The following is a 26,928-nucleotide window of genomic DNA, read 5'->3' on the forward strand; positions in this document are numbered from 1 at the left end:
TCCACGAGCCGGTGCACGCTCAGGCACAGAGAGGGCGCATGTCGAGCCAGCAGAGTCAGTCGAGTCCGCAGATCCCGGTCGTCGTCCTCGCGGGCTTCCTGGGCTCCGGCAAGACCACCTTGCTCAACCATCTGCTGCACCACAGCGGAGGCAGCCGTATCGGCGCGATCGTCAACGACTTCGGGGCGATCGACATCGACGCCATGGCCGTCGCCGGAGTGCTCGGCGACTCCACCGTCGCCCTCGGGAACGGATGCCTGTGCTGCGCCGTCGACGCCGGCGAGCTCGACGACTACCTGGAGCGGCTCGCCAGGCCCTCGGCCGGGATCGACGTCATCGTCATCGAGGCGAGCGGGCTGGCCGAGCCGCAGGAACTCGTGCGGATGGTGCTGGCGAGTGAGAACCCGCGTGTCGTCTACGGCGGGCTCGTCGAGGTCGTGGACGCCGCCGAGTTCGACGCCACGCGCGAAAGGCACCCCGAGATCGAACGGCACCTCGCCCTGGCCGACCTCGTCGTCGTCAACAAGCTCGACCGGGCCGTGGCGGGGCGGCAGGGGCAGGGCGACGGCCCGGACGAGCCGCACGCCGACGGCGAGCGCGTGCTGCGGGCCGTCCGTGACCTCGCCGGCCGTGCCGCCGTCGTACCGGCGACCTTCGGCCGCGTCGACCCCGAGTTCCTCTTCGACTGCAGGCCGTCCGAGGAGCGCATCGGGCAGCTGTCCTTCGACGACCTCCATGTCCACCGAGACGGAGACGGACATGGAGACCACGGGGGAGACCGGGGCGGCCGCGGCGGGCATCTGCACTCCGGCTACGAGTCGTTGTCCTTCACCTCCGACGTGCCGCTCGCGCCCCGCCGCCTCATGGACTTCCTCGACAGCAGGCCCGAGGGGCTCTACCGCATCAAGGGGTACGTCGACTTCGGTCCGGCCGACCCGCGCAACCGGTACGCCGTACACGCCGTCGGACGTTTCCTGCGCTTCTACCCGGAGCCCTGGACGGGGACCGGGGAGCGGCTGACCCAGCTCGTGCTCATCGGGGCCGGCATCGACGCCCGTGCCCTCGGCAAGGAACTGGAGACATGCAAGGAGGACGCCCCGCACGCCGATGAGCACAGCATGTGGGGCGTCCTCCGCTACGTACAGGAGCAGGGCCCGCGGGAGTGACCGGGGGTCACACCGGTCCGGCCACCACCGCCACCGTCCTCGCCAGGGACACGCCCGAGCCGTCGCGGCGCGGGTCCATCTCGGGCAGCTCGGCGGGCGTGCCGTTCTTCTGCGCCGCCCGTGCCGGGGCGGGACCGGCCCAGGCCAGCGACAGGCAGTCCTCGCCCTTCAGGAACCGCTGGCAGCGCACGCCGCCCGTGGCGCGGCCCTTGCGCGGGTACTGGTCGAAGGGGGTGAGCTTGGCGGTCGTCTGGACCGAGTCGTCCAGGGTGCCGCGCGAGCCCGCGACCGTGAAGACCACCGCGTCCGCGGCGGGGTCGACCGCCGTGAACGAGATCACCTTGGCGCCCTCGGTGAGCTTGATGCCGGTCATACCGCCCGCGGGGCGGCCCTGCGGGCGGACCTGCGCCGCCTGATAGCGCAGCAACTGGGCGTCGTCGGTGATGAAGACCAGGTCCTCGTCGCCGGTGCTCAGCTCGACGGCTCCGACGATGCGGTCGCCGTCCTTGAGCGTGATGACCTCCAGCTCGCCCTTGTTCGACGGGTAGTCCGGGACGACGCGCTTGACGACACCCTGCGCCGTGCCGATCGCGAGGCCCGGTGACGACTCGTCCAGCGTCATCAGGCAGACCACCGTCTCGTCCGCCTCCAGGGAGGGCAGGAACTCCGAGATCGGTGCGCCCCCGGAGAGGTTGGGCGCCGTCGCCGAGTCCGGCAGCTGCGGGAGGTCGATGACGTTCAGGCGGAGCAGGCGGCCGGAGGAGGTGACCGCGCCGATCTCGCCCCGGGCCGTCGCCGGCACCGAGGAGACGATCACGTCGTGCTTGGTGCGCTTGCCGTCCGTGTCCTCGGAGAAGGGGTCGCCGTTCGCCGTGCGGGCGAGCAGGCCCGTGGAGGACAGCAGGACCCGGCACGGGTCGTCCGCGACCTGGAGGGGGACGGTGGCCGCCGGGGAACCGGCGGACGCCAGCAGCACCGTACGCCGGTCGGTGCCGAACTTCTTGGCCACGGAGGCCAGTTCACCGGAGACCAGCTTGCGCAGCTCCGCGTCCGACTCCAGGATGCCGGTCAGTTCGTCGATCTCGCCGTTCAGCCGGTCGCGCTCGGTCTCCAGCTCGATGCGGTCGAACCGGGTGAGCCGGCGCAGCGGCGTGTCCAGGATGTACTGCGTCTGGATGTCGCTGAGCGAGAAGCGCCCGATCAGACGCTCCTTGGCCTGGGCGGAGTTGTCGCTGGAGCGGATCAGCCGGATGACCTCGTCGATGTCGATCAGGGCGATCAGGAGCCCGTCGACGAGGTGCAGGCGGTCGCGCTTCTTGGTGCGCCGGAACTCGCTGCGCCGGCGGACGACGTCGAAGCGGTGGTCCAGGTAGACCTCGAGCAGTTCCTTGAGGCCCAGGGTGAGGGGCTGGCCGTCCACCAGAGCCACGTTGTTGATGCCGAAGGACTCCTCCATCGGCGTCAGCTTGTAGAGCTGTTCGAGGACGGCCTCGGGCACGAAGCCGTTCTTGATCTCGATGACCAGGCGCAGGCCGTGCGAGCGGTCGGTGAGGTCCTTGACGTCGGCGATGCCCTGCAGCTTCTTCGCGCCGACCAGGTCCTTGATCTTGGCGATGACCTTCTCGGGGCCCACGGTGAAGGGGAGTTCGGTGACGACGAGGCCCTTGCGGCGGGGTGTCACGTTCTCCACGGCGACCGTGGCGCGGATCTTGAAGGTGCCGCGGCCCGTCTCGTACGCGTCCCTGATCCCGGAGAGACCGACGATCCGCCCGCCGGTCGGCAGGTCGGGGCCGGGGACGTACTTCATCAGGGTGTCCAGGTCGGCGCCCGGGTGGCGGATCAGGTGGCGGGCGGCCGCGATGACCTCGCCGAGGTTGTGCGGCGGCATGTTGGTCGCCATGCCGACGGCGATGCCGGAGGCGCCGTTGACCAGGAGGTTCGGGTACGCCGCCGGGAGGACGCCGGGCTCCTGCTCCTGCCCGTCGTAGTTCGGGGCGAAGTCGACGGTGTTCTCGTCGATCGACTCCGTCATCAGGGACGTGGCGTCGGCCATCCGGCACTCGGTGTACCGCATGGCGGCGGGCGGGTCGTCGTTGCCCAGGGAGCCGAAGTTGCCGTGGCCGTCGACCAGGGGGAGCCGCATGGAGAAGGGCTGCGCCAGCCGCACGAGGGCGTCGTAGATCGACGCGTCGCCGTGGGGGTGGAGCTTACCCATGACCTCGCCGACGACGCGGGCGCACTTCACGTAGCCGCGGTCGGGGCGCAGGCCCATCTCGTTCATCTGGTAGACGATGCGGCGGTGTACGGGCTTGAGTCCGTCACGTGCGTCCGGCAGGGCGCGCGAGTAGATGACCGAGTACGCGTACTCGAGGAAGGAGCCCTGCATCTCGTCGACGACGTCGATGTCGAGGATCCGCTCCTCGAAGTCGTCGGGCGGCGGGGTCTTCGTGCTGCGGCGGGCCATCGCTGCTGCGGCTCCTTCACCAACATGAACGGGATCTGACGCGCACCATTGTGGACCGCCGCACTGACAACGCCGACCACGACCCGTCATTAAGGGCCCCGGGCGGGGCCGGGGACCCGCCCCCGCCGGGCACGCGGAGCCCGCTTGCCGCAGGGCACCGGCCCCCACCGTGATCCCCGGCCGGCCTCCGTCGCGGCCCTCCCGGCCTGCCCTCGCCGGCCCGCCCGTTCGCGTCTCCGGACCCTCGCCCTCGACCGGCCGGGACCTTCCCGTCCCGTCCCGGACCGCTCCGTCCGTCCCGGCCCGGGTCCGCCGCGGCGACCGGCGGCTTCGGCTCGCACACCGGTCCGCCTGCGGGTCACGGAAGTCTCGCTGTGGGCGTACGAGGTGCGGGAACTTCGCCAGGCGTCTGCGCGCTTGCATACAGTGGCAGGACCGGCAGGAATTCTGCAGTTTTCCGCGATCGAAGGGACGTACATGCCCATGGGTCACACGGCCACAGCTGAGGCAGGCTCCGGCGGCCTGACAGCGACCGAGCACCGCCTGGCCAACGGCCTGCGCGTGGTGCTCTCCGAGGACCACCTGACCCCGGTCGCGGCGGTGTGCCTCTGGTACGACGTCGGCTCGCGCCACGAGGTCAAGGGCCGTACCGGCCTCGCCCACCTCTTCGAGCACCTGATGTTCCAGGGCTCCGGCCAGGTGAAGGGCAACGGGCACTTCGAGCTCGTCCAGGGCGCGGGCGGCTCGCTGAACGGCACGACGAGCTTCGAGCGCACCAACTACTTCGAGACCATGCCCGCCCACCAGCTGGAGCTCGCCCTCTGGCTGGAGGCCGACCGCATGGGCTCGCTCCTCGCCGCGCTGGACGAGGAGTCCATGGAGAACCAGCGGGACGTCGTCAAGAACGAGCGCAGGCAGCGCTACGACAACGTGCCCTACGGCACCGCGTTCGAGAAGCTGACCGCCCTCGCGTACCCGGAGGGCCACCCCTACCACCACACCCCGATCGGGTCGATGGCGGACCTGGACGCGGCCACCCTGGAGGACGCCCGCGCGTTCTTCCGCACCTACTACGCGCCCAACAACGCGGTGCTGTCGGTCGTCGGGGACATCGACCCGGAGCAGACGCTCGTCTGGATCGAGAAGTACTTCGGTTCCATCGCCGGGCACGACGGCAAGCCCGCACCGCGCGACGGCTCCCTGCCGGACATCATCGGCGAGCAGCTGCGCGAGGTAGTCGAGGAGGAGGTCCCGGCCCGCGCGCTGATGGCCGCCTACCGCCTCCCGGAGGACGGCACACGCGCGTGTGACGCGGCCGACGTGGCGCTGACCGTCCTCGGCGGCGGCGAGTCGTCCCGCCTCTACAACCGGCTCGTACGCCGGGACCGTACCGCCGTCGCCGCCGGGTTCGGCCTGCTGCGGCTCGCCGGGGCACCCTCCCTGGGCTGGCTCGACGTGAAGACGTCCGGCGACGTCGAGGTGCCGGTCATCGAGGCGGCCGTGGACGAGGAGCTCGCCCGGTTCGCCGAGGAGGGCCCCACGGCCGAGGAGATGGAGCGCGCCCAGGCCCAGTTGGAGCGCGAGTGGCTGGACCGGCTCAGCACGGTCGCCGGCCGCGCCGACGAACTGTGCCGCTACGCCGTCCTGTTCGGCGACCCGCAGCTGGCCCTGACCGCCGTGCAGCGGGTGCTCGCCGTCACCCCCCAGGAGGTGCAGGAGGTCGCCAAGGCCCGGCTGCGCCCCGACAACCGCGCGGTGCTCGTCTACGAGCCCGTCGCCGCCGAAGAGGCGCAGGCCGCCGAAGCCACCGACGAGGACGAGGAGTCGGCCAAGTGACCGAGCTCGCGACCATGGAGTTCCACCCGCAGCCCCAGGCCGGCGAGGCCAAGCCGTGGGCGTTCCCGGCGCCCGAGCGCGGCACGCTCGACAACGGCCTGACGCTGTTGCGCTGCCACCGCCCCGGCCAGCAGGTCGTCGCCGTCGAGGTGTTCGTCGACGCGCCCCTGGAGGCCGAGCCCGCGGGCCTCGACGGTGTCGCCACGATCATGGCGCGCGCGTTCTCCGAGGGCACCGACAAGCACTCCGCCGAGGAGTTCGCCGCCGAGCTGGAGCGCTGCGGCGCCACCCTCGACTCGCACGCCGACCACCCGGGCGTCCGCCTGTCCCTCGAAGTCCCGGTCTCCCGGCTGGAGAAGGCGCTCGGGCTGCTCTCCGACGCGCTGCGGGCACCGGCGTTCGCGGACAGCGAGATCGAGCGGCTGGTGCGCAACCGGCTGGACGAGATCCCTCACGAGGCCGCCAACCCGGCCCGCCGTGCCGCCAAGGAGCTCTCCAAGGAGCTGTTCCCGGCCACCTCGCGCATGTCGCGTCCGCGCCAGGGCAGCGAGGCGACGGTCGAGAAGATCGACGCGGCGGCCGTACGCGCCTTCTACGAGAAGCACGTCCGCCCCGCCACCGGCACCGCCGTCATCGTCGGCGACCTCACCGGGATCGACCTGGACGCGCTGCTCGCGGACACCCTCGGTGCGTGGACCGGCTCGTCGGCCGAGCCGCGCCCGGTGCCGCCGGTGACCGCGGACGACCGGGGCCGCGTGATCATCGTCGACCGCCCCGGTGCCGTGCAGACGCAGCTGCTCATCGGCCGCGTCGGAGCCGACCGTCACGACCGCGTGTGGCCCGCCCAGGTGCTCGGCACCTACTGCCTCGGCGGCACGCTCACCTCGCGCCTGGACCGCGTCCTGCGCGAGGAGAAGGGCTACACCTACGGAGTGCGGGCGTTCGGCCAGGTGCTGCGCTCGGCCCCGGACGGCTCGGGTGCCGCGATGCTCGCCATCAGCGGCTCCATCGACACGCCCAACACGGGTCCCGCCCTGGACGACCTCTGGAAGGTCCTGCGCACGCTCGCCGCGGAGGGCCTGACGGACGCGGAGCGCGATGTGGCCGTGCAGAACCTCGTGGGGGTCGCCCCGCTCAAGTTCGAGACGGCGGCGGCGGTCGCGAGCACGCTCGCGGACCAGGTCGAGCAACACCTCCCGGACGACTACCAGGCGACCCTCTATCAGCAGCTCGCCGCCACGGGCACGGTGGAGGCCACCGCCGCGGTCGTGAACGCCTTCCCGGTGGACCGGCTGGTGACCGTCCTGGTGGGCGACGCCGCGCAGATCGCGGAGCCCGTGAGGGCGCTCGGGATCGGTGAAGTCAGCGTCGTACGAGCCGAGTAGGACCGTGCGGACAAGGACCCCGGTGACCGAGAGGTCGCCGGGGTTCTCGCGTTTACCCGTGGTCCATCCGGGGTTTCGCGCGCGCTTACCCGACTTCGTCCTCAATATGTCCGTATTGCTAGGTGGTTGCCCTTCTGCCCTGTGGCATGCACTACAAAAACCGCGATCCGTTTGTCGATCGAAAGACGCCCCCCTTAGCGTCAATCCGGCTGTTCGTCAGGCAGTGCGCCGCGTCCGCGGCACCGGACAGTCATCGCCGAGTCCCCGTACGGCGCGAGCCAGGGGAGCCGGGGACCCATCGCAGTCCCTGGGGTGAATCGGGCGTCCTTCCTCGCGGAGGAGGCCCGTAGGAGACCTTCCTGCTCCGAACCCGTCAGCTAACCCGGTAGGCGAGAGGGAAGGAAAGGACCAGCCCCTTCATGGCGTTCACCCGTGCCACCGGGAAGCATCGTCGTCCGAGCCGGATCACGCGGACCACCAAGAGTGCGGCGGGCGTGGCGGCTCTCACCACCACCGGTGTCATCGGAACCCTGGCCGCCCCGGCGTTCGCCGCGGACACCGCCGTCCAGCAGACCGGGCTCACCCAGGCCATCACGATCGGCGACACGGTCGCCGAGCAGATCGACGCGCAGGCCGCCGCCCAGCAGCACGCCGCCGAAGAGGCCGCGGCGCTGAAGAAGGCCGAGGAGGCCGCGCGGCAGCGCGCTCTGGCCGAGGTGAAGGAGGAGCGCGCGGCCAAGGCGCGCGCCGCCCGCGCCGCCGAGCGCAAGCTCCTCAACACCTTCGTCGCGCCGATCGCAGGCTCCTACGTCTCCACCGGCTACAAGACCGGTGGCAGCCTCTGGTCCTCCGGCAGCCACACCGGCGTCGACTTCCACGCCGCGTCGGGCACCGTCGTCCACGCCGTCGGCGCGGGCACCGTCGTCACGACCGGCTGGGGCGGTGCCTACGGCAACCAGGTCGTCATCAAGATGCACGACGGCACGTACACCATGTACGGCCACCTGTCGTCCATCAGCGTCACCGAGGGGCAGACGGTCACCCCGGGACAGCAGATAGCCCTCTCCGGGTCCACCGGCAACACCACCGGACCCCACCTCCACTTCGAGGCCCGTACGACGGCCGAGTACGGCTCGGACCTCGACCCCGTCTCGTATCTGCGCTCGCACGGCGTCAGCCTCTGACACCCGTACGACTTCCGAAGGCCCCGGCTCCGTGAGCCGGGGCCTTCGTCGTTTCGAACGGCCCTCTGTCCAAAAAATAGCCATGGATTCCGGTCCGCCGTCGGAAATTCCGTCCCGCTGCAATAGAGTCACTGAATGGGCGTCAATCGACGGCGTTTCGCGATGATTAAGGCGGAGGTCCGCTCATGCGCATTCCGGCGCACTCGGTATGCACGGCGATCCGTGACGACATCGTCGCGGGTGTCTACGAGCGCGGCGGCCGGCTCACCGAGGAACTGCTCGCCCGCCGCTACGGCGTCTCGCGCGTCCCGGTGCGCGAGGCGCTGCGCACCCTGGAGGCCGAGGGCTTCGTCGTCACCCGGCGGCACGCGGGCGCGTGCGTGGCCGAGCCCACCGAGCAGGAGGCGGCCGACCTCCTGGAGATGCGGATGCTGCTGGAGCCGCTGGGCGCCGCGCGGGCCGCGCAGCGCCGCACCGAGGCCCACCTCAAGGTGCTGCGCGGACTGGTCAGGCTGGGGCAGGAGCGGGCCAGGAGGGGCCACAGCGAGGATCTGCGGTCCCTGGGGGTCTGGTTCCACGAGACGCTCGCGCAGGCGTCCGGAAGCCCCGCGCTCACGTCGACGCTCGCCCAGCTGCGGCACAAGATCGCCTGGATGTACGCGGTGGACGCCCCTGCCAGTCCCGCGGAGTCCTGGGCCGAGCACGGCGGCATCGTGGACGCCGTCGCACGCGGGGACAGTGAGCGGGCGCGCGCCATCACCGCGCTGCACACCGAGCGCGCCGGCTCCGCGCACCGCTTCCGCTCGCCTGGCCGGGGCGACCTCGCGGACCGTGTGAGGACTTCGCAACATCCCGTAAACACGTCGGGCCTGCGGCATTAACAGAAGCGCCGTATACAAAGAGGGATATGTGGCGGGGGAGTATTTCCGCTGCCTTCTTTTCCGTGCGCCGGTAATTCACGGGGGCGCTTTTTCCGCATGCTCCGGACGCCGTGTTCGGGCCGGGAGCGGAAAATGGTCGGGGGCGGTGCACGGAAAAGACCCGGACGGAGGCGGGGGCTTCCGTCCGGGCATGGAAAACGGCGAAGCCGCGTCGGCCCGGTCCGGGTTCGACGCGGCTTCGCCGCATGCGGGGTGTCCGCGGGGTCAGACGGTCTCGGGAAGCTCGTCGAGACCCTCGGAGACCAGCTTGGCCAGACGGTCGAGCGCGGCGTCCGCACCCTCGGCGTCGGAGGCCAGGACGATCTCCTCGCCGCCCTGGGCGCCGAGGCCGAGGACCGCGAGCATCGACGCGGCGTTGACGGGGTCGCCGTCCGCCTTGGCGATCGTCACGGGGACGCCGGAGGCCGTGGCCGCCCGGACGAAGATGGAGGCGGGGCGGGCGTGGAGGCCCTCGGCCCAGCCGACGTTGACGCGGCGCTCAGCCATGTGATGCTGCCCTTCGAGTGTTTCAGGGTTGTCTAGACCAGTGTCCCATACGGTGGAGCGTGTCCCGGCGGCCCGCGAACGGGACCCGGGCGGACTCCGCCTCCAGGATGCCCCCCGAAGCCGCCGCCGGACCTGCCCTCAAGGGGTGTCGCGCGCCCGGGCCTGCGCCGCGACGGTGTCGGACCCGCGCCGTACGCTGGGCCCCATGCAGACGTCGTCGGACCGGCACGAGTACCCCGCCCACTGGGAGGCCGACGTGGTGCTGCGCGACGGCGGCACCGCGCGCATCCGGCCCATCACGGTCGACGACGCCGAGCGGCTGGTCAGCTTCTACGAGCAGGTCTCGGACGAGTCGAAGTACTATCGCTTCTTCGCGCCCTACCCGCGCCTGTCCGCCAAGGACGTCCGCCGCTTCACGCACCACGACTTCGTGGACCGCGTGGGACTCGCGGCCACCGTCGGCGGCGAGTTCATCGCCACCGTGCGCTACGACCGCATCACCCCCGACGGACTGCCCGCCTCCTCCCACCCGGCGCCCGCCGGCCCCGACGGCGGACAGGCGCCCCCCGTCTCCGACGAGGCCGAGGTCGCCTTCCTCGTCCAGGACGCCCACCAGGGGCGCGGCGTCGCCTCGGCCCTCCTCGAACACATCGCGGCGGTGGCCAGGGAGCGCGGCATCCGCAGGTTCGCCGCCGAGGTGCTGCCGGCCAACAGCAAGATGATCAAGGTGTTCACGGACGCCGGCTACCAGCAGAAGCGCAGCTTCGAGGACGGCGTCGTCCGGCTGGAGTTCGACCTGGAGCCGACGGACCGCTCACGCGCCGTCCAGTGGGCGCGGGAGCAGCGGGCCGAGGCGCGGTCCGTGCAGCGGCTGCTCGCGCCGGGCTCGGTGGCCGTGATCGGAGCGGGCCGCACCCCCGGGGGAGTCGGCCGCAGCGTCCTGGACAACCTGCGCGACGCCGGCTTCACCGGCCGCCTGTACGCGGTGAACCGGGCGTTCGAGGAGAAGGAGCTGGCCGGCGTCCCGGCCCACCGCTCCGTCCGGGAGATCGCCGAGCCCGTCGACCTGGCGGTCGTCGCCGTCCCCGTGGAACAGGTGCCCGAGATCGTCGCCGAGTGCGGTGTGCACGGCGTGCAGGGACTCGTCGTGGTCTCCGCCGGATACGCGGAGAGCGGTCCCGAGGGACGCGAGCGCCAGCGCGAGCTGGTCCGCCAGGCCCGTACGTACGGCATGCGCATCATCGGGCCCAACGCCTTCGGGGTCATCAACACCTCCCCCCGGGTGCGCCTCAACGCCTCCCTCGCGCCGGAGATGCCGCGCGCCGGCCGGATCGGCCTGTTCGCCCAGTCGGGGGCGATCGGCATCGCGCTGCTGTCCCGGCTGCACCGGCGCGGCGGCGGCGTCACGGGCGTCACGGGCGTGTCGACGTTCGTCTCGTCCGGCAACCGTGCGGACGTGTCCGGCAACGACGTGCTCCAGTACTGGTACGACGACCCGGACACCGACGTCGCCCTGATGTACCTGGAGTCCATCGGCAACCCCCGCAAGTTCACCCGGCTCGCCCGGCGGACCGCGGCGGCGAAGCCGCTGGTCGTCGTCCAGGGCGCGCGGCACGGCGGGGCCGCCCCGCAGGGCCACGCCGTACGGGCCACCCGGCTCCCGCACGCGACGGTCTCCGCGCTGCTGCGGCAGGCCGGCGTCATCCGCGTCGACACGATCACCGAGCTCGTCGACGCGGGGCTGCTGCTGGCCCGCCAGCCCCTTCCGCAGGGCCCCAGGGTCGCGATCCTCGGCAACTCGGAGTCGCTCGGCCTCCTCACCTACGACGCCTGCCTCGCCCAGGGACTGCGCCCGCTGCCCCCGCTCGACCTGACGACGGCGGCCTCGGCGGACGACTTCCACGACGCGCTGGCCCACGCGCTGGCCGACGACGACTGCGACGCCGTGGTGGTGACCGCCATCCCGGCCGTGGGGGAGACGTCCGCGGCCGACGCGGCGCTGGCCGAGGCGCTGCGCTCCGCCGCCACGGCCGCTCCCGCCAAACCGGTGCTCGTCGTCCACGTCGAGCTGGGCGGTCTCGCCGAGGCGCTGTCCGCCGCCGCGAGCACCGCCCCCCAGCCGGCCGGGGCCCGGACCTCCCCGGCACCCTCCGAGCGGACCGCCGGGACGCCGCGCCCGGCGGAGCGCGCAGCCGGCGACGACCTCGCCGCGAGCCCCCGCCTCATCCCGGCGTACCCCGCCGCCGAGCGGGCCGTCCGCGCCCTCGCCGAGGCCGTGAAGTACGCCCAGTGGCGCCGGGAGGCCGCCGACCCCGGCAAGGTCCCGGAGTGCGAGGACATCGACGAGAGGGGCGCCGCCGCGCTGATCGACGGACTCCTCGCGAGCACTGAGGGGCTCACGCTGGGCCCGGACGAGACCTGCGACCTCCTCGGGCGGTACGGGATCGCCGTCCGCAGGGCCCTGCCCGCGCCCACGCCCGACGACGCGGCCGAGGCCGCCCGCACCCTCGGCTACCCCGTGGCCCTCAAGGCCACCGCCCCGCACCTGCGCCACCGCGCCGACCTCGGGGGCGTCCGGCTCGACCTCGCCGACGAGGAGCAACTGCGCCGGGCCTACGCCGAGTTGACCGAGCTGTTCGGCACGCCGGAGGAGCTGCGGCCGGTCGTCCAGGCCATGGCGCCCCGCGGGGTCGACACCGTCGTACGGGCCGTCATCGACCCGGCGGCCGGTGCCGTGCTCTCGTTCGGGCTGGCCGGGGCCGCGTCCCAGCTGCTCGGCGACACGGCGCACCGGCTGATCCCGGTCACCGACCGGGAGGCGGCCTCGCTGGTGCGGTCGGTGCGGACGGCGCCGCTCCTGTTCGGCTGGCGCGGCTCGGCCCCCGTCGACACGGCCGCCCTCGAAGAGCTCATGCTGCGCCTGTCGCGGCTGGTCGACGACCACCCGGAGGTCGTCGCGGTCTCCCTGGAGCCGGTCGTCGTCGCGCCGCACGGCGTGAGCGTCCTCGGTGCCACCGTGCGGCTCGCCCGTCCCCCCGCCCGCGACGACCTGGGCCCCCGCACGCTCCCCGTCGTCTGACCGCGCCCCGCCGCCCCCGCCGGGTGGCCCGTCCCCCGCCCGACACCCGCGAGCGGTGCCTCGCAGCCGGTGCGCCACCGTAGGATGGACGTCATGGCCAAGACCAGTACGACGACCCAGGGGCTGCGAGCGGCGATCGAGCGCAGCGGCTACTACCCGGCTCTCGTGGCCGAGGCGGTGGAAGCCGCCGTCGGCGGCGATGCCGTCAGGTCGTTCCTGGTCCACCAGGAGACGACGTTCGACGCGAACGAGGTCCGCAGGCACGTCACGGTGCTGGTCCTCACCGCCAACCGCTTCATCGTGAGCCACACCGACGAGCAGGCGGCGGACACCACCTCCCCGACGCCGTACGCCACGACGTCGACGGAGTCCGTGAAGCTCAGCCGGATCTCGTCGGTCGTGGTCAGCCGCGTCGTGGCGAACCCCGAGTCGTACGCGCCGGGTACGCTGCCCCGCGAGGTCGTCCTGACCATCGGCTGGGGCGCGGTCTCCCGCATCGACCTGGAGCCGGCGGCCTGCGGCGACCCGAACTGCGAGGCCGACCACGGCTACACCGGCAGCTCCACGGCGGACGACCTGAGCCTGCGTGTCAGCGAGGCCGGGGACGGTCCGGAGACGGTGCGTCAGGCCCTCGCCTTCGCGCAGGCCCTCTCCGAAGCGACCGCGGACGTCACGCGCTGATGGTTCTGCCCGCCTGGGACCACCCGGAACCGCTCGCCCTCGACTCCGCGCCCGTCCCCGAGTACGGCACCGGTTCGCTGGCCGACCTGCTGCCCACGCTCGCCGCGGGCATGGAGGTGCCCGGCGCGACCGTCGCCATACCGGAGCTGGCCGCGGCCGACCGCAACTGCGTCTTCCTGATCGACGGTCTCGGCTGGGAGCAGCTGAAGGCGCACCCGGACGAGGCCCCCTTCATGACCTCGCTGCTGGCGTCCTCCCGCGGGGGCACGGGCCGCCCGATCACCGCGGGCTACCCGGCCACCACCGCTACCTCGCTCGCCTCCGTCGGCACGGGGCTGCCGCCCGGCGCGCACGGCCTGCCCGGCTACACCGTGCGCAACCCGGACACGGGCGCCCTGATGAACCAGCTGCGCTGGAACCCCTGGACGGAACCGGGCGTCTGGCAGCCCTACCCCACCGTCTTCCAGCTGGCGGACGCGGCCGGTGTGCACACCGCCCAGGTCTCCTCGCCCGGCTTCCAGAACACCCCGTTGACGAAGGTCGCGCTCAGCGGCGGCACCTTCCACGGCCGGCTGACCGGCGAGGAGCGCATGGACTTCGCGGCCGAGCAACTGGCCGCGGGTGACCGCTCCCTGGTCTACACGTACTACGCGGAGGTGGACGGCAAGGGCCATCGCTTCGGCGTCGACTCCGACCCGTGGCGCGGCCAGCTGATGTACGTCGACCGGCTGGTCCAGCGCCTGGCGGAACAGCTCCCGCCGCGCACCGCCCTCTACGTCACCGCCGACCACGGCATGATCGACATCCCCTTCGACGAGCAGCACCGCATCGACTTCGACGAGGACTGGGAGCTCAAGGCCGGCGTCGCCCTGCTGGGCGGCGAGGGCCGCGCCCGCCACGTCTACGCGGTGCCCGGCGCCGAGGCGGACGTGCTGACCTGCTGGCGCGAGGTGCTCGGCGAGCAGTTCTGGGTGGCCTCGCGCGACGAGGCCGTCGCGGCGGGCTGGTTCGGCCCGCACGTCGACGAGCGGGTGTACGGGCGGATCGGCGACGTGGTCGCGGCGGCCCGGGACGACGTCCTGCTGATCGCCTCCGAGCGCGAGCCGAAGGAGTCGGCCATGGTCGGCAACCACGGTTCGATGACCCCCGTCGAACAACTGGTCCCGCTGCTCCAAGTACGCTCCTGAGTCATCCGCCCGATCCGCACGTGCCCCGAACCCCTGCCGACCTTCCGCCGAAAGGTGCTCAACCCGCCATGCCCGAGCTGGTGTTCTTCTCCGGAACGATGGACTGCGGGAAGTCGACGCTGGCTCTGCAGATCGAGCACAACCGGTCCGCCCGGGGCCTTCAGGGCCTGATCTTCACGCGTGACGACCGCGCCGGGGAGGGCAAGCTCTCCTCCCGGCTCGGGCTGGTCACGGACGCCGTGGAGGTGATGGCGGGCCAGGACGTGTACGCGTACGTGGTCGACCACCTCTCGCAGGGCGGCCGCGCGGACTACGTGATCGCGGACGAGGCGCAGTTCCTGGCGCCGGACCAGATCGACCAGCTGGCGCGCATCGTGGACGACCTCGGCATCGACGTCTTCGCGTTCGGCATCACCACGGACTTCCGCTCCAAGCTCTTCCCCGGCTCGCAGCGTCTGGTGGAGCTGGCCGACCGGGTCGAGGTCCTCCAGGTCGAGGCGCTGTGCTGGTGCGGCGCCCGTGCCACGCACAACGCCCGCACGATAGGCGGCGAGATGGTGGTCGAGGGCGCCCAGGTGGTCGTGGGCGACGTCAACCAGTCGGACGCCGTCGGCTACGAGGTTCTGTGCCGCCGCCACCACCGGCGCCGCATGACGGCGGCCACCGCCCGGGCCGGTGCCCTGTCCCCGGACGTCCTGCCCATCGCCTCCGCCTGACACCGGCCGGTCCGGGCCGGGCGGTTCAGGGCGCCGTGTGGAGCACCGAGAACACCGCGCCCTCCGGATCGGCCACCGTGGCCTTCCGGCCGTGCGGTGAGTCGTGCGGCTCCTTCAGGACGTGACCGCCCAGCTCGGCCACGCGTCCGGCGGCGGCCTCGGGGTCGGCGACCTCGAAGTACGTCAGCCAGTGCGCGCCCCGGTCGCGCGGCAGCGCGCGGCCCACGCCGTGGATGCCCGCCACCGGGCGCCCGTCGAGGCGGAGCGTGACGTGGTCGAGGTCGGCGGAGTCGGACGGCTCCAACTCGAAGCCGAAGACGCCCTGGTAGAACTTGGCGACGCTCGCGCTGTCCCGGGTCAGCAGCTCGTTCCACGCGGGCGTGCCCGGCACGCCGGTGATGCCGGTGCCGAGGTGGGCCGCGGCCTGCCAGATGCCGAAGACGGCGCCCGTCGGATCGGACGCGATGGCGAGCCGGCCGGCGTCGGCCGCGTCCAGGGGACCGACCCCGACGGTGCCGCCGGAGTGCCGCACGGTCTCGGCGGTCACGTTCACGTCGTCCGAGGCGAAGTAGGGGGTCCAGGCGACGGGCAGGTGCCGGTCGGGAGGCAGTTGACCGATCCCGGCGACCTCGTGGCCGTCGAGCAGCGCCCGCACGTACGGGCCGAGCTGGCGGGGGCCCGGCTCGAACTCCCAGCCGAACAGCGCTCCGTAGAACTCCTGGGTCGCGTCCGTCCCGTGCACCATCAGGCTCACCCAGCAGGGCGTGCCGGGCGGGCGGCGGGCGTGCGTGGTGCCGTTCAGGCCGGCCGACCCCCGTGCCTCGGTCATCGTCACTCTCTTCTCGGCCCCTCGCGGTGGCCGGTCGACTTCCGCCTGTGCATGCGCGTACGCCAGTCAGGTGCCTGCACGCCCCGTGCCGATGTTGGCACCACCGGTCGCACCGAGCGTTCCGGCCGCGCCGCCGGGCGCCGTACTCCCGCAAGAGGGTGCCCGATATGCGGGCACTCATCCGTTTCCGCGACATTGTCGGCCGGTGACCGTCAGCTGTACAGCATGTGCCCGATCCCATACGCCTCGTGATCGGGGCTGTCCGGCGGAGCAGAGTAGCCGGACCTGGACGAAGCGGCCACCCCGTGCGCGAGGATGGTGGCCATGAACGTCATCATCTCCGCCGCCGAACTAGCCGACGCACTGACGGGGCCGAACCCGCCGGTCCTCCTCGACGTCCGTTACCAGCTGGGCAGCCCGAGCCTGCGCCCCGAGTACGAGAAGGCGCATCTGCCGGGTGCCGTCTTCGTCGATCTGGAGTCGGAGCTGGCTGGTCCGGCGGGTGCCGGGGGCCGCCATCCGCTGCCGGACACCGAGGTGTTCGCCGCCGCGATGCGGGCCGCGGGAGTCTCCGCGCGCCGCGAGGTCGTGGTGTACGACGGCGGTCTCGGCTGGGCTTCCGCACGTGCCTGGTGGCTGTTGCGCTGGACGGGTCATCCGGCGGTGCGTGTGCTTGACGGCGGACTGGCCGCCTGGAACGGGCCGTTGACGTCCGAGGTGCCGGACCCGGCCCCGGGGGACTTCGAACCCACGCCGGGAGGGCTTCCGTTGCTGGACGCGGACGGCGCGGCGGCGCTCGCCCGTACCGGACTCCTGCTCGACGCGCGGGCGGGGGAGCGCTACCGCGGGGAGGTCGAGCCGATCGACCCGGTCGCGGGCCACATCCCCGGGGCGGTCTCGGCGCCGACCTCCGAGAATCTGGCCGAAAGCGGACGCTTCCTGCCCGCCGGGGAACTCGCAGCGCGCTTCAAGGCGCTCGGCGCGACGGAGGGGACGGAGGTCGGTGTGTACTGCGGCTCCGGCGTCTCCGCGGCGCAGGAGGTCCTCGCCCTCGCGATCGCGGGCATTCCGGCTGCCCTGTACGTCGGTTCGTGGTCGGAGTGGTCCCGGGACACCGCCCGTCCCGTGGCCGTCGGCCCGGACCCCCAGTAGTCGGTGACGGGGAAGGGGACCGCGCCCGGCCGGGCGCGGTCCCCTTCGTCCCGCTCAACTGCCGTCCGTACGCCGGTACCTGAGCCGGTACCAGGCGTACGGAGCGACTACTCCTGCTTCTTGCGGCGCGTGCCGAAGACGATCTCGTCCCAGCTCGGGACCGCCGCGCGGCGGCCCGGCCGGACCCCGTCGGCCTCGGCCTGACGGTCGGTGGACCCGACGAGACGGTCGCGGTGGCTGCCGACCGAGCGAGGCATGAGGACGTCCGCGTACGCCGAACCGGCTCCGGCCGAAGCCGCGGGAGCCGGCGGCTCCTCCACCTCGGGCTCGGGCTCCGGGGGCTCCTCCGCGGCGGGCCGTTCCGGCGTCGAGGGACGCTCGGGCACGACCATGTCGCCGCGGAAGCTGGGCACCGCCTCCAGCAGACTGGTGAGCGAATCGCGCTCGCTCTCCTCGACCGGCTCGGCCGAGGCCGCGGGCAGACTCGGCCGCTCCATCTGCCGGTCCAGGGCGCGGTCCAGCGGACGGTCGCGCGGCAGCCGGGCGATGCGCGGCACGAACGGGAAGCTCGGCTCGGGCGACGCCGCGAGGTCGTCGGACTCGCCGATCAGCGAGCGCGCCTCGTCGTCGACGGCCTGGACGAGCCGCCGGGGCGGATCGTACGTCCAGCTCGCCGAGTGCGGTTCACCCGCGACCCGGTAGACGAGCAGGACCTCCCAGGTGCCGTCGTCGCGGCGCCACGAGTCCCACTGGACGGTGTCCTTCTCGGCCCCGCGGATCAGCAGCCGCTCCTGCACGGCCTCACCGAGTTGGGGTCCGGCGTTCTCACCGGGGCGGCGGACCGGAGTCTTCCGGGCCCGCTCGGCCATGAAGGCGCGCTCGGCCAGCACGGGACCTTCGAAGCGGCGCACGCGGTCGACGGGGATGCCGGCGAACTGTGCGACCTCCTCGGCGGAGGCGCCGGCACGTATACGCGCCTGGATGTCTCGGGGGCGGAGATGGCTCTCCACCTCGATCTCGATCTGGCCGAGGCGGGGACGGTCGCCGCGCACGGCGGCGCGGAGACGTTCGTCAATCGGAAGCGTGTACTCCGTGCTGTCCGCAGCCTTCAGCACCAGCCGTGTGCCGTCATTGGAGACGGCCACGACACGCAGTTCGGGCATGGGGACCTCCCGGGTGGTGCCTGCCGACGTCACGTGCGTCGCTGCTTCCGCTAGTCGAGTGTGGCCTGCCCGGGTGCAGCCTGCCACAACCTTGCCGAGTTGCCCGGCGTGTCGGGCGCGGGCCCGTGATCGCCGTTATGGCACGGTTACCTATTCGCAACGCTGAGTGACGAACCTCATCACCCTGTGCAACGAGCCCCCTCCCGGCGGTCCTGCAAGGCCCCGGACACCCTGGCGGGAGTCCGGACCCAGGGCTCGCAACAGTACTCCATTCGGGCCACCTGCGTGGTTCGGCGCGCCGCTCGAGTTCTGGTGGAGCCGTCGAGTCGGCTACCCCTCGTGTGCCCTCCGGGATCGTGATCGTGGCGCACTTCACGAAATCGCCAGAAACGGAACCATTGGTTTCGCCCATACGTCCCCTTCTCGTGCAGGAAGTCGAGCAAGTACGGGAAAGGCAGGCAAGGTTCGGGAATGGGTGAGAAGCCGGATGCTCTGGAGGAACCGCGGCGCGGGCGGGTGGACCTGAGCGTCCCTCAGGTGGCGGGGAGCGCGGTCGCCGCGGTGGTCGCGGCGAAACTCGCCTCGTACTTCGGGGTCTACGGGACGATCCTGGGCGCCGGGGTGGTGAGCGCGATCGCCACCTGCGGGGGCACGGTCTTCCAGCACTTCTTCAAGCGCACCGGCGAGCAACTGCGCGACGTCACGGTGCAGGGCCGGCCGGGGCCGTCACCCGGAGTGCGCCCGCGTACCGCGCCGCCCGGCCAAGTGGCGCGCCCGGCACACGAGTTCGGGGAGGCAACCGTCCACCGCGCGCGGATCAAGGGCTGGAAGCGGCCGTTGGCCGCCGCGGTTCTCGTCTTCGGCGTCGCCATGGCGGGCATCAGCGCCTACGAACTGGTGTCCGGCGACAGGTTCGGCGGCGGCACGGGCACCACAGTGGGCGACGCCCTCCCCGGTCACGGCAAGTCACCGGGCACCCCGTCCCGTGCCCCTTCGCCGACGCCCACCCCGTCGGACGCCGGCACCCCCGCGGGCGAGGCCCCGTCGGAGAGCGGCGGCGGAGCGACCGTGGACAGTCCGGCCCCGACGCCCCCTCCCACGCGGACTCCCGACACCGGTACGGACACCGGCACCGAGGACGAGGGCACCGGTGACGGCGGTGTCACCCCGGCGCCCTCGGCCGACGCGACTACGCCCCCAGCACCCGACGCAGATAGTCGTTCCCGAAGCGCCGATCCGGGTCCAGACGGTCCCGCAGAGCGGTGAACTCACCGAAGCGCGGATACACACCGGCGAAGTAGTCCGCGTCGCGCGTGTGCACCTTGCCCCAGTGCGGCCGGCCCTCGTGCGCGGTGAAGATGCGCTCCGCCGCGGTGAAGTACGCCTGGTAGGGCGTCCCCCGGAACATGTGCACGGCGATGTACGCGCTCTCCCGGCCGGACGCAGTGGAGAGCGTGATGTCGTCGGCGGGGGCCGTGCGGACCTCGACGGGGAAGCTGACCCGCAGCGGAGAGCGGTCGACCATCGTCTTCAACTCCCGCAGCGTCTCGACGAGGGCCTCGCGCGGGACGGCGTACTCCATCTCCACGAAGCGCACCCGGCGCGGGGAGGTGAACACCTTGTAGGGGATGTCGGTGTACGTCCGCGCGGACAGGGCGCGGCTGGACACTTTCGCGATCGCCGGGATGGTGGCGGGCACGGCGCGGCCGAGCAGGTTCACCGCGTGGAAGACACCGTTGGAGAGGAACTCGTCCTCGATCCAGCCGCTGATCCGGCTCACCGGCTTCTCGGGGCCCGCGCTGCGGTTGTTGCGCTTGGTGTTGCAGTTGCCGGTGTGCGGGAACCAGTAGAACTCGAAGTGCTCGTTCTCGGTGAAGAGCGCGTCGAAGTCCGCGGTGACCCGGTCGAAGGTCATCGGCTCCTCGCGGGCCGTCAGCAGGAAGACCGGCTCCACGGCGAAGGTGATCGCGGTGACGATCCCGAGGGCGCCGATCCCGACGCGGGCGGCGGCGAAGACCTCCGGGTTCTCCTTCTCGGAGCAGGTGAGCACCGAGCCGTCCGCGAGGACCAGTTCGAGTCCCTTGATCTGCGCGGCTATCGAGGCGGAGTCGCGGCCGGTGCCGTGCGTGCCGGTGCTGGTCGCGCCGGAGACCGTCTGCTCCATGATGTCGCCCATGTTCGTGAGCGACAGTCCCTCGCGCGCGAGAGCCACGTTGAGACGCTTGAGCGGGGTGCCCGCCTCGACGGTGACGGTGCCCGCCTCGCGGTCGATCCCGCGGATCCCCGTCAGCAGATGGGGGCGTACCAGCACGCCGTCGGTCGCGGCGGCGGCCGTGAACGAGTGGCCGGTGCCGACGGCCTTCACCCGCAGCCCGTCCTCGGCGGCCCGGCGCACGGCCGCGGACAACTCCTCGACGGACGCCGGGGCGACCTCCCGCACCGGGCGCGCGGTGACGTTCCCGGCCCAGTTACGCCACGTTCCGCTCTTCCCGCTCGCTGTGCTGCTCATGGGTCCCTCCCCGCTGCGGAACCGGCCTGTTCAGCCGGCGATACCCGAGGAAACCCACGACGACCGCGACGGCCCCGGACACCGCCGGAACCCCGTACCCGGCCTTCGCGCCGGCGGCGTCGATCACCCAGCCGGACACGGAGGAGCCGAGCGCGACCCCGACCGCGAGTCCGGTGCTCACCCAGGTCATGCCCTCGGTCAGTTTCGCGCGTGGAACGTGCTGCTCGATGAGGGACATCGTCGTGATCATCGTGGGTGCGATGGACAGGCCCGCAACGAACAGCGCCACGGCCAGAAACGGCAGGTTCCCGACCAGTAGGAGGGGGATCATACTCACGGCCATCGCACACACGCCCAGCAGCCACCTGCGCTCGGGCGCCCCGGAGAACCGCAGCAGCCCGAAGACGGCACCCGCCACGCAGGAACCGGCCGCGTACAGCGCGAGGACCACGCTCGCCGCGCCCTTGTGGCCCTGCTCCTCCGCGAAGGCCACGGTGACGACGTCGACCGCGCCGAAGATGGCGCCGGTCGCCACGAAGGTGGCCACCAGCACCTGCAGCCCGGGCGCGCGCAGCGCCGAGCCCCGGGAGTGCTGTTCGCGCGGATGGGGGACCGGCTCGGTGGCGCGCTGGGACGTCAGCCAGAAGACGCCGGCCGCCAGGAAACAGGCGGCGAGCAGCGGCCCGGCCTCGGGGAACCAGGCCGTCGAGAGACCGATGGAGATGATCGGTCCGAAGATGAAGCAGACCTCGTCGATCACGGACTCGAAGGAGTACGCGGTGTGCAGTTGTGGGGTGTCCCGGTAGAGGGCCGCCCAGCGCGCGCGGATCATCGCGCCGATGCTCGGCACGCAGCCGATGCCGGCCGAACACGCGAACAGCACCCAGTCGGGCCACCCGTAGTGCGCGGCCAGGAGCAGTCCGGCGGCCGCGGCCAGTGCGAACAGTGTCACCGGGCGCAGCACCCGCCGCTGCCCGTGGCGGTCCACCAGACGCGAGACCTGCGGACCCATCACGGCGGCCGCCAGGGCCATGGTCGCGGACAGGGCGCCCGCGAGGCCGTACCGGCCGGTGAGCTGGGAGATCATCGTGACCACGCCGATGCCCATCATCGACAGCGGCATCCTGCCGAGGAGTCCCGCGGCGGAGAAGCCCTTGGAGCCTGGGGCGGCGAACAGGGCGGCGTAGGGGCTGGGCACGAGGGGTCTCCGGGGGTTCCGGTAAGGCGCGAAGGCAGCCGATACAGCTTACGGGTTAGGTAACCCTAACGCACCCCCCTCCGCGGGCCGGGATCCCGGCCCGCTCGGGCGGGTGGCAGGATCGAGACATGCCAGACGTGCTCGATGCCACCCCCTACGACGCCCTGCTCCTGCTCTCGTTCGGCGGCCCCGAGGGCCCGGACGACGTGGTCCCGTTCCTGGAGAACGTGACGCGCGGACGGGGCATCCCCAAGGAACGGCTCAAGGAGGTGGGGCAGCACTACTTCCTCTTCGGCGGGGTCAGCCCGATCAACGAACAGAACCGCGCCCTGCTCGAAGCCCTCCGCAAGGACTTCGCCGAGCACGGGCTCGACCTGCCGGTGTACTGGGGCAACCGCAACTGGGCGCCGTACCTGACCGACACCCTGCGCGAGATGGCCGCCGACGGCCGCCGCCGCGTCCTCGTCCTCGCCACCAGCGCGTACGCCTCCTACTCGGGCTGCCGCCAGTACCGCGAGAACCTCGCGGAGGCCCTGGCCACGCTGGAGGCCGAGGGCGTGGAGCCGCCCGCCGTCGACAAGCTCCGGCACTACTTCAACCACCCCGGCTTCGTGCGGCCCATGGTCGACGGCGTCCTGAAGTCGCTCGCCGAGCTGCCCGAGGACGTACGGGAAGGCGCTCACCTCGCCTTCACCACGCACTCGATCCCGGACGCGGCCGCCGACACCTCCGGGCCTGTCGAGGGGCACGGCGACGGCGGCGCGTACGTCCGTCAGCACCTGGACGTCGCACGGCTCGTCGCCGACGCCGTGCGCGAGGAGACCGGCGTCGAGCACCCCTGGCGGCTGGTCTACCAGTCCCGCTCCGGAGCTCCCCACGTCCCGTGGCTCGAACCGGACATCTGCGACCACCTGGAGGAGCTGCACGGCGCCGGGGTCCCGGCCGCCGTGATGGTCCCCATCGGGTTCGTCTCGGACCACATGGAGGTCCTGTACGACCTCGACACGGAGGCCACCGCGAAGGCCGCCGAGCTGGGCCTGCCGGTGCGCCGCTCGGCGACCGTGGGCGCCGACCCGCGGTTCGCGGCGGCCGTCCGCGACCTCGTCCTGGAGCGCGCCGCCGCCGAGAGCGGCCGGCCGGTGACGCCCTGCGCCCTCGGCGCACTGGGCCCGAGCCACCAGCTGTGCCCGGTGGGCTGCTGCCCCGCCCGCTCCCCGCGCCCCGCCGCCGCGGGCGCCGACAGCCCCTACGCGTGAGGAACGCCGTGACCGACACCGCAGACGACCGCCTCGTCGCTGAGCTGCTGGAGCTGGCGCTGGAAGCAGCCCACCGCGCGGGCGACTTCCTGCACCACTCCCGCCCCGCCGACCTCGGGGTGGCCGCCACCAAGTCGAGCGCCGTCGACGTCGTCACCGAGATGGACATCGCCTCCGAGAAGCTCATCACCGGCCTGCTGGCCGACCGCAGGCCGGACGACGGCGTGCTCGGCGAGGAGGGCGCGAGCGTCGAGGGCACCAGCGGTGTCCAGTGGGTGATCGACCCGATCGACGGAACCGTCAACTACCTCTACGGACTGCCCAGTTGGGCCGTCTCGATCGCGGCCCGCAAGGACGGGGAGACCCTCGTCGGCGTCGTGCACGCACCCGTGCGGGGCGAGACGTACCGGGCCGCGCTGGGCGGGGGCGCCTTCGTGAACGACCGCCCCGCGCGCGTGCGGCCCGCCCCCGCGTTCGGGCTGGCCCTGGTCGGCACCGGCTTCGGCTACCTCGCCGAGCGCCGGGCCCGGCAGGCGGAGGTCCTGCGGGAACTGGTCCCCGAGGTGCGGGACATCCGCCGCGGCGGCTCCGCCGCGATCGACCTGTGCGACGTGGCCACGGGCCGCCTCGACGCCTACTACGAGCGCGGGCTCAACCACTGGGACTACGCGGCGGGCGACCTGATCGCCCGCGAGGCGGGCGCCCTGACCGGTGGCCGCCCCGGAGAGCCCCTCTCGCCGGAGCTGACCGTCGCCGCCCCGCCCGGTCTCTTCGAGGCCCTCCAGGCCCGCCTGGAGGATCTCGGCGCCTGGCACGACTAGCGCGTCCCGCGCCGCCCCAGGGCCGGCGCGGGAGAGCGGAACGAAGCGGGGCCCCGGCACTGGATCGATGCCGGGGCCCCGCTCTCGTAGGAACCGATCAGACGTGCACGGCGCCGACCTCCACGCCGTGCTCGGCCGCCAGGCGGCGCAGGTCTTCCAGCTCTCCCTGCTCGACCTCCGCGAGGAAGTCGTCGCCTGTCTCGCGCGCCCGCGTCAGGTCGGACTCGGTCGCCTGTATGCGCTGAAGAAGTCCTGCGGTGAATGCGTCCATGCTGCGCCCCCTCGTCCTGGGTCGTGGGTCGGTGGCACGGGGGTGTGCCATTCGGAAGGGGCGATCACGTCTCCGGTGGGTGCCCAGCGCAGCCCGGCCGGGCGGCGACGGTGCCGGACACCCACGCCCACTCTGCGGAAGCGGTCGGAGAACCACCAGGTGGCGTGCCACAGGCAGAGCGTGATCGCGGGGTGTAAAGCCGTCCTCCCCCCGCTCCCTTCCGCGGAAACCTCAACCGCACGAGAAAATCCGGCATTCCCGGGCCCCTCAGCCGCCTTACAGCCGACTTATGGCCGAAAAGGGCAGGATGGATGCCTCAGCCCCCCTTCTCGGTTCGGATCGAGCGGGCGGGACCCCCGGAAACCCCCTCACGCGACGCCGTCACGGCGCTACGCGGGTGGACAGAGGAAGGACAAGCGACGTGCGCGTACTCGTCGTCGAGGACGAGCAGCTGCTCGCCGATGCGGTGGCCACCGGACTGCGCCGGGAGGCCATGGCCGTCGACGTCGTGTACGACGGCGCGGCCGCCCTGGAGCGCATCGGCGTCAACGACTACGACGTGGTGGTCCTCGACCGCGACCTCCCGCTCGTGCACGGCGACGACGTCTGCCGCAAGATCGTCGAGCTCGGCATGCCCACGCGCGTGCTGATGCTCACCGCGTCCGGCGACGTCAGCGACCGCGTGGAGGGGCTGGAGATCGGGGCCGACGACTACCTGCCCAAGCCCTTCGCCTTCAGCGAGCTCACCGCGCGCGTTCGGGCCCTCGGCCGCCGTACGAGCATGCCGCTGCCGCCCGTCCTGGAGCGCGCCGGCATCAAGCTGGACCCCAACCGCCGCGAGGTCTTCCGTGACGGCAAGGAGGTGCAGCTCGCGCCCAAGGAGTTCGCCGTCCTGGAGGTGCTGCTGCGCAGCGAGGGCGCCGTGGTCTCCGCCGAACAGCTCTTGGAGAAGGCCTGGGACGAGAACACGGACCCGTTCACCAACGTCGTCCGGGTGACCGTGATGACCCTGCGGCGCAAGCTCGGCGAGCCGCCCGTGATCGTCACCGTCCCCGGCTCGGGCTACCGGATCTGATCCCCGTGACCGCACCCGCGCCGCCGACGGCGCCCCCCAAGCCCACCTGGGACCCGCGGAAGCCGCAGGCGCCGTTCCCGTGGCTGCGGCCGACCATCCGCATACGGCTCACGCTGCTGTACGGCGGAATGTTCCTGATCGCCGGCATCCTGCTGCTGTCGATCATCTACCTGCTGGCCGCGCAGGCGCTGCACGAGGGCAGCGGCATGGACTTCAAGGTCACCGGCAGCAACCTCGAACTCGCCAGCGGCACCTGTCCGCAGCTGAGCGGCGCCGCCGGCATCGACGAACTGAACGCGATGCTCAAGGAGTGCACGGCCGTCCAGCGCCAGCACGCGCTCGACGGACTGCTCAGCCGCTCGCTGCTCGCCCTGCTCGGCCTCGCCGTGATCGCCTTCGCCTTCGGTTACGCCATGGCCGGGCGGGTCCTGTCGCCGCTCGGCCGGATCACCCGCACCGCGCGCGCGGTGGCCGGCTCCGACCTGTCCCGCCGCATCGAGCTGGACGGCCCCGACGACGAGCTCAAGGAGCTGGCCGACACCTTCGACGACATGCTGGAGCGGCTCCAGCGGGCGTTCACGGCCCAGCAGCGGTTCGTCGGCAACGCCTCGCACGAGCTGCGCACGCCCCTGGCGATCAACCGCACGCTCCTGGAGGTGCACCTGTCCGATCCGGGCGCACCCGTGGAGCTCCAGCAGCTCGGCAAGACCCTGCTCGCCACCAACGAGCGCAGCGAGCTGCTCGTGGAGGGGCTGCTGCTGCTCGCCCGCAGCGACAACCAGATCGTCGAGCGCAAGCCGGTGAACCTCGCGGAGGTGGCCCAGCAGGCCACCGACCAGGTGCGGGCCGAGGCCGAGGCGAAGGGCGTGGAGATCCGCGGGGAGCGCGCTCCGGCGGTCGTCCAGGGCAACGGCGTGCTGCTGGAGCGGATCGCCCTGAACCTGATCCAGAACGCCGTGCGGTACAACGTGCCCGAGGACGGCTGGGTCGAGGTCACCACCGAGGTCCAGCACGGCCGCGCGGTCCTCGTCGTGGCGAACACCGGCCCGGTGGTCCCGGCCTACGAGATCGACAACCTCTTCGAACCCTTCAGGCGGCTGCGTACGGAGCGCACGGGCAGCGACAAGGGCGTAGGCCTGGGTCTGTCCATCGCGCGCTCCGTGGCCCGCGCGCACGGCGGGCACATCTACGCGGAGCCGCGGGAGGGAGGTGGGCTCGTGATGCGGGTCACCCTGCCGATCTGAGACCATGTCGCCGACACACGACGATGTTCGCTTTGCGCGGAATTTTCGGGCCCCCCGTCCAGGAGGCCGCTGTGTGATCGATCACAAGGACGATTTTCTGGCCATATACTCTCCGTGATCATGTGCGCTGTCGGAAAGCCGGGAAAATCCGGGTTTTCGGGGGTCTTGATCACGGGAAGTACACGGTGAGACCGCTTTGAAGTGCGCCATTCGGACCGTGTACGGTCCCCATCGCCATCCAAGCCGATCACTCTTGAGGGGTCCGGTTGGGTGTCGATTGAGTAA

22 protein-coding genes and 1 riboswitch are annotated in these 26,928 nt (G+C 72.2%); of the genes, 15 read left to right on the forward strand and 7 right to left on the reverse strand.

Features of this window, described 5'->3' with window-relative positions; all coding sequences use genetic code 11:
- Positions 1-38: 38 nt before the first annotated feature.
- Positions 39-1,166, forward strand: a complete 1,128-nt coding sequence (locus ACZ4VA_RS08160) for a CobW family GTP-binding protein (protein WP_468080417.1) — start codon at positions 39-41, stop codon at positions 1,164-1,166.
- A 7-nt stretch (positions 1,167-1,173) separates the two neighbouring features.
- Here ACZ4VA_RS08160 and ACZ4VA_RS08165 read toward each other — a convergent pair whose 3' ends face one another.
- The gene (locus ACZ4VA_RS08165) at positions 1,174-3,630 is read right to left on the reverse strand and encodes a DNA gyrase/topoisomerase IV subunit A (protein ID WP_355779085.1); all 2,457 of its coding nucleotides are present in this window, start codon (positions 3,628-3,630) and stop codon (positions 1,174-1,176) included.
- Positions 3,631-4,107: 477 nt separating this feature from the next.
- Between ACZ4VA_RS08165 and ACZ4VA_RS08170 the strand changes: the two genes are divergently transcribed.
- The 4 genes from ACZ4VA_RS08170 (at position 4,108) to ACZ4VA_RS08185 (ending at position 8,916) form a co-directional block, all read left to right on the forward strand.
- Complete coding sequence (locus tag ACZ4VA_RS08170) at positions 4,108-5,466, forward strand: M16 family metallopeptidase (RefSeq protein WP_355779088.1); 1,359 nt, start codon at positions 4,108-4,110, stop codon at positions 5,464-5,466.
- The gene (locus ACZ4VA_RS08175) at positions 5,463-6,851 is read left to right on the forward strand and encodes a M16 family metallopeptidase (RefSeq protein WP_356173775.1); all 1,389 of its coding nucleotides are present in this window, start codon (positions 5,463-5,465) and stop codon (positions 6,849-6,851) included. The genes ACZ4VA_RS08170 and ACZ4VA_RS08175 overlap by 4 nt, the downstream gene beginning before the upstream one ends.
- Before the next feature lie 244 nt (positions 6,852-7,095).
- Positions 7,096-7,258: riboswitch (cyclic di-AMP (ydaO/yuaA leader) on the forward strand.
- Between the two features lie 12 nt (positions 7,259-7,270).
- On the forward strand, positions 7,271-8,035 hold the full coding sequence (locus tag ACZ4VA_RS08180; protein ID WP_355789693.1) for a M23 family metallopeptidase: 765 nt from the start codon (positions 7,271-7,273) through the stop codon (positions 8,033-8,035).
- 185 nt (positions 8,036-8,220) lie between these two features.
- Positions 8,221-8,916, forward strand: coding sequence for a GntR family transcriptional regulator (locus ACZ4VA_RS08185; protein ID WP_355789691.1), 696 nt, complete (start codon positions 8,221-8,223; stop codon positions 8,914-8,916).
- A 264-nt stretch (positions 8,917-9,180) separates the two neighbouring features.
- Here ACZ4VA_RS08185 and ACZ4VA_RS08190 read toward each other — a convergent pair whose 3' ends face one another.
- Positions 9,181-9,462, reverse strand: a complete 282-nt coding sequence (locus ACZ4VA_RS08190; protein WP_355789688.1) for an HPr family phosphocarrier protein — start codon at positions 9,460-9,462, stop codon at positions 9,181-9,183.
- A gap of 205 nt (positions 9,463-9,667) precedes the next feature.
- On the opposite strand from ACZ4VA_RS08190, the gene ACZ4VA_RS08195 reads away from it, so the two are divergent.
- The 4 genes from ACZ4VA_RS08195 to ACZ4VA_RS08210 all read left to right on the forward strand — a co-directional run bounded on the left by ACZ4VA_RS08195 (position 9,668) and on the right by ACZ4VA_RS08210 (position 15,125).
- Positions 9,668-12,541 (forward strand): bifunctional acetate--CoA ligase family protein/GNAT family N-acetyltransferase, encoded by a 2,874-nt coding sequence (locus tag ACZ4VA_RS08195; protein WP_388903300.1) that lies wholly within the window; start codon positions 9,668-9,670, stop codon positions 12,539-12,541.
- Between the two features lie 84 nt (positions 12,542-12,625).
- A complete protein-coding gene (locus ACZ4VA_RS08200; protein WP_355792351.1) occupies positions 12,626-13,222 on the forward strand; it encodes a DUF5998 family protein in 597 nt (198 codons plus the stop codon).
- Positions 13,222-14,409 carry an alkaline phosphatase family protein gene (locus ACZ4VA_RS08205; protein WP_355792345.1) on the forward strand — a complete coding sequence of 396 codons (1,188 nt, stop codon included), beginning with the start codon at positions 13,222-13,224 and terminating at the stop codon, positions 14,407-14,409. The genes ACZ4VA_RS08200 and ACZ4VA_RS08205 overlap by 1 nt, the downstream gene beginning before the upstream one ends.
- 68 nt (positions 14,410-14,477) lie before the next feature.
- Positions 14,478-15,125 (forward strand): thymidine kinase, encoded by a 648-nt coding sequence (locus tag ACZ4VA_RS08210; RefSeq protein WP_355792348.1) that lies wholly within the window; start codon positions 14,478-14,480, stop codon positions 15,123-15,125.
- Between the two features lie 25 nt (positions 15,126-15,150).
- Here ACZ4VA_RS08210 and ACZ4VA_RS08215 read toward each other — a convergent pair whose 3' ends face one another.
- Positions 15,151-15,954, reverse strand: a complete 804-nt coding sequence (locus ACZ4VA_RS08215; protein ID WP_356242054.1) for a VOC family protein — start codon at positions 15,952-15,954, stop codon at positions 15,151-15,153.
- A 324-nt stretch (positions 15,955-16,278) separates the two neighbouring features.
- On the opposite strand from ACZ4VA_RS08215, the gene ACZ4VA_RS08220 reads away from it, so the two are divergent.
- On the forward strand, positions 16,279-17,106 hold the full coding sequence (locus ACZ4VA_RS08220) for a sulfurtransferase (protein ID WP_355794770.1): 828 nt from the start codon (positions 16,279-16,281) through the stop codon (positions 17,104-17,106).
- A 107-nt stretch (positions 17,107-17,213) separates the two neighbouring features.
- Here the strand turns inward: ACZ4VA_RS08220 and sepH are convergent, their stop codons facing one another.
- Positions 17,214-18,302, reverse strand: coding sequence for a septation protein SepH (gene sepH / locus ACZ4VA_RS08225; protein WP_468080422.1), 1,089 nt, complete (start codon positions 18,300-18,302; stop codon positions 17,214-17,216).
- A gap of 438 nt (positions 18,303-18,740) precedes the next feature.
- On the opposite strand from sepH, the gene ACZ4VA_RS08230 reads away from it, so the two are divergent.
- Positions 18,741-19,535, forward strand: a complete 795-nt coding sequence (locus ACZ4VA_RS08230) for a hypothetical protein (protein ID WP_355786567.1) — start codon at positions 18,741-18,743, stop codon at positions 19,533-19,535.
- Here the strand turns inward: ACZ4VA_RS08230 and ACZ4VA_RS08235 are convergent.
- Positions 19,459-20,778, reverse strand: a complete 1,320-nt coding sequence (locus tag ACZ4VA_RS08235; RefSeq protein WP_355786569.1) for a D-arabinono-1,4-lactone oxidase — start codon at positions 20,776-20,778, stop codon at positions 19,459-19,461. The two genes, ACZ4VA_RS08230 and ACZ4VA_RS08235, sit on opposite strands and share 77 nt — an antisense overlap.
- Positions 20,738-21,976, reverse strand: coding sequence for an MFS transporter (locus tag ACZ4VA_RS08240; RefSeq protein ID WP_355786571.1), 1,239 nt, complete (start codon positions 21,974-21,976; stop codon positions 20,738-20,740). Before ACZ4VA_RS08240 ends, ACZ4VA_RS08235 begins: the two co-directional genes overlap by 41 nt.
- A 128-nt stretch (positions 21,977-22,104) precedes the next feature.
- Here ACZ4VA_RS08240 and ACZ4VA_RS08245 point away from each other — a divergent pair, with 128 nt between their 5' ends.
- Together ACZ4VA_RS08245 and ACZ4VA_RS08250 are read left to right on the forward strand one after the other, a co-directional pair.
- Positions 22,105-23,232 (forward strand): ferrochelatase, encoded by a 1,128-nt coding sequence (locus tag ACZ4VA_RS08245; protein WP_356173758.1) that lies wholly within the window; start codon positions 22,105-22,107, stop codon positions 23,230-23,232.
- Between the two features lie 8 nt (positions 23,233-23,240).
- Positions 23,241-24,053: an inositol monophosphatase family protein gene (locus tag ACZ4VA_RS08250; RefSeq protein ID WP_356173755.1), complete on the forward strand. Its 813-nt coding sequence runs from the start codon at positions 23,241-23,243 to the stop codon at positions 24,051-24,053.
- A 97-nt stretch (positions 24,054-24,150) separates the two neighbouring features.
- Here ACZ4VA_RS08250 and ACZ4VA_RS08255 read toward each other — a convergent pair whose 3' ends face one another.
- Positions 24,151-24,324 (reverse strand): hypothetical protein, encoded by a 174-nt coding sequence (locus tag ACZ4VA_RS08255; RefSeq protein WP_356173752.1) that lies wholly within the window; start codon positions 24,322-24,324, stop codon positions 24,151-24,153.
- Positions 24,325-24,745: 421 nt separating this feature from the next.
- On the opposite strand from ACZ4VA_RS08255, the gene ACZ4VA_RS08260 reads away from it, so the two are divergent.
- On the forward strand, positions 24,746-25,399 hold the full coding sequence (locus ACZ4VA_RS08260; protein WP_055615445.1) for a response regulator transcription factor: 654 nt from the start codon (positions 24,746-24,748) through the stop codon (positions 25,397-25,399).
- Between the two features lie 5 nt (positions 25,400-25,404).
- Entirely contained in the window at positions 25,405-26,643 is a 1,239-nt protein-coding gene (locus tag ACZ4VA_RS08265; RefSeq protein WP_355795513.1) for a sensor histidine kinase, read from the forward strand.
- Positions 26,644-26,928: the final 285 nt, after the last annotated feature.

The sequence above is a fragment of the Streptomyces sp. NPDC028308 genome, from assembly GCF_055565855.1.

Coding starts and splice junctions, on each gene's coding strand:
- ACZ4VA_RS08195 (WP_388903300.1), top strand. CDS start 9,668: ATGCAGACGTCGTCGGACCGGCACGAGTACCCCGCCCACTGGGAGGCC.
- ACZ4VA_RS08170 (WP_355779088.1), top strand. CDS start 4,108: ATGCCCATGGGTCACACGGCCACAGCTGAGGCAGGCTCCGGCGGCCTG.
- ACZ4VA_RS08160 (WP_468080417.1), top strand. CDS start 39: ATGTCGAGCCAGCAGAGTCAGTCGAGTCCGCAGATCCCGGTCGTCGTC.
- ACZ4VA_RS08235 (WP_355786569.1), bottom strand. CDS start 20,778: ATGAGCAGCACAGCGAGCGGGAAGAGCGGAACGTGGCGTAACTGGGCC.
- ACZ4VA_RS08245 (WP_356173758.1), top strand. CDS start 22,105: ATGCCAGACGTGCTCGATGCCACCCCCTACGACGCCCTGCTCCTGCTC.
- ACZ4VA_RS08200 (WP_355792351.1), top strand. CDS start 12,626: ATGGACGTCATGGCCAAGACCAGTACGACGACCCAGGGGCTGCGAGCG.
- ACZ4VA_RS08230 (WP_355786567.1), top strand. CDS start 18,741: ATGGGTGAGAAGCCGGATGCTCTGGAGGAACCGCGGCGCGGGCGGGTG.
- ACZ4VA_RS08180 (WP_355789693.1), top strand. CDS start 7,271: ATGGCGTTCACCCGTGCCACCGGGAAGCATCGTCGTCCGAGCCGGATC.
- ACZ4VA_RS08205 (WP_355792345.1), top strand. CDS start 13,222: ATGGTTCTGCCCGCCTGGGACCACCCGGAACCGCTCGCCCTCGACTCC.
- ACZ4VA_RS08190 (WP_355789688.1), bottom strand. CDS start 9,462: ATGGCTGAGCGCCGCGTCAACGTCGGCTGGGCCGAGGGCCTCCACGCC.
- ACZ4VA_RS08185 (WP_355789691.1), top strand. CDS start 8,221: ATGCGCATTCCGGCGCACTCGGTATGCACGGCGATCCGTGACGACATC.
- ACZ4VA_RS08220 (WP_355794770.1), top strand. CDS start 16,279: ATGAACGTCATCATCTCCGCCGCCGAACTAGCCGACGCACTGACGGGG.
- ACZ4VA_RS08255 (WP_356173752.1), bottom strand. CDS start 24,324: ATGGACGCATTCACCGCAGGACTTCTTCAGCGCATACAGGCGACCGAG.
- ACZ4VA_RS08210 (WP_355792348.1), top strand. CDS start 14,478: ATGCCCGAGCTGGTGTTCTTCTCCGGAACGATGGACTGCGGGAAGTCG.
- ACZ4VA_RS08215 (WP_356242054.1), bottom strand. CDS start 15,954: ATGACCGAGGCACGGGGGTCGGCCGGCCTGAACGGCACCACGCACGCC.
- ACZ4VA_RS08165 (WP_355779085.1), bottom strand. CDS start 3,630: ATGGCCCGCCGCAGCACGAAGACCCCGCCGCCCGACGACTTCGAGGAG.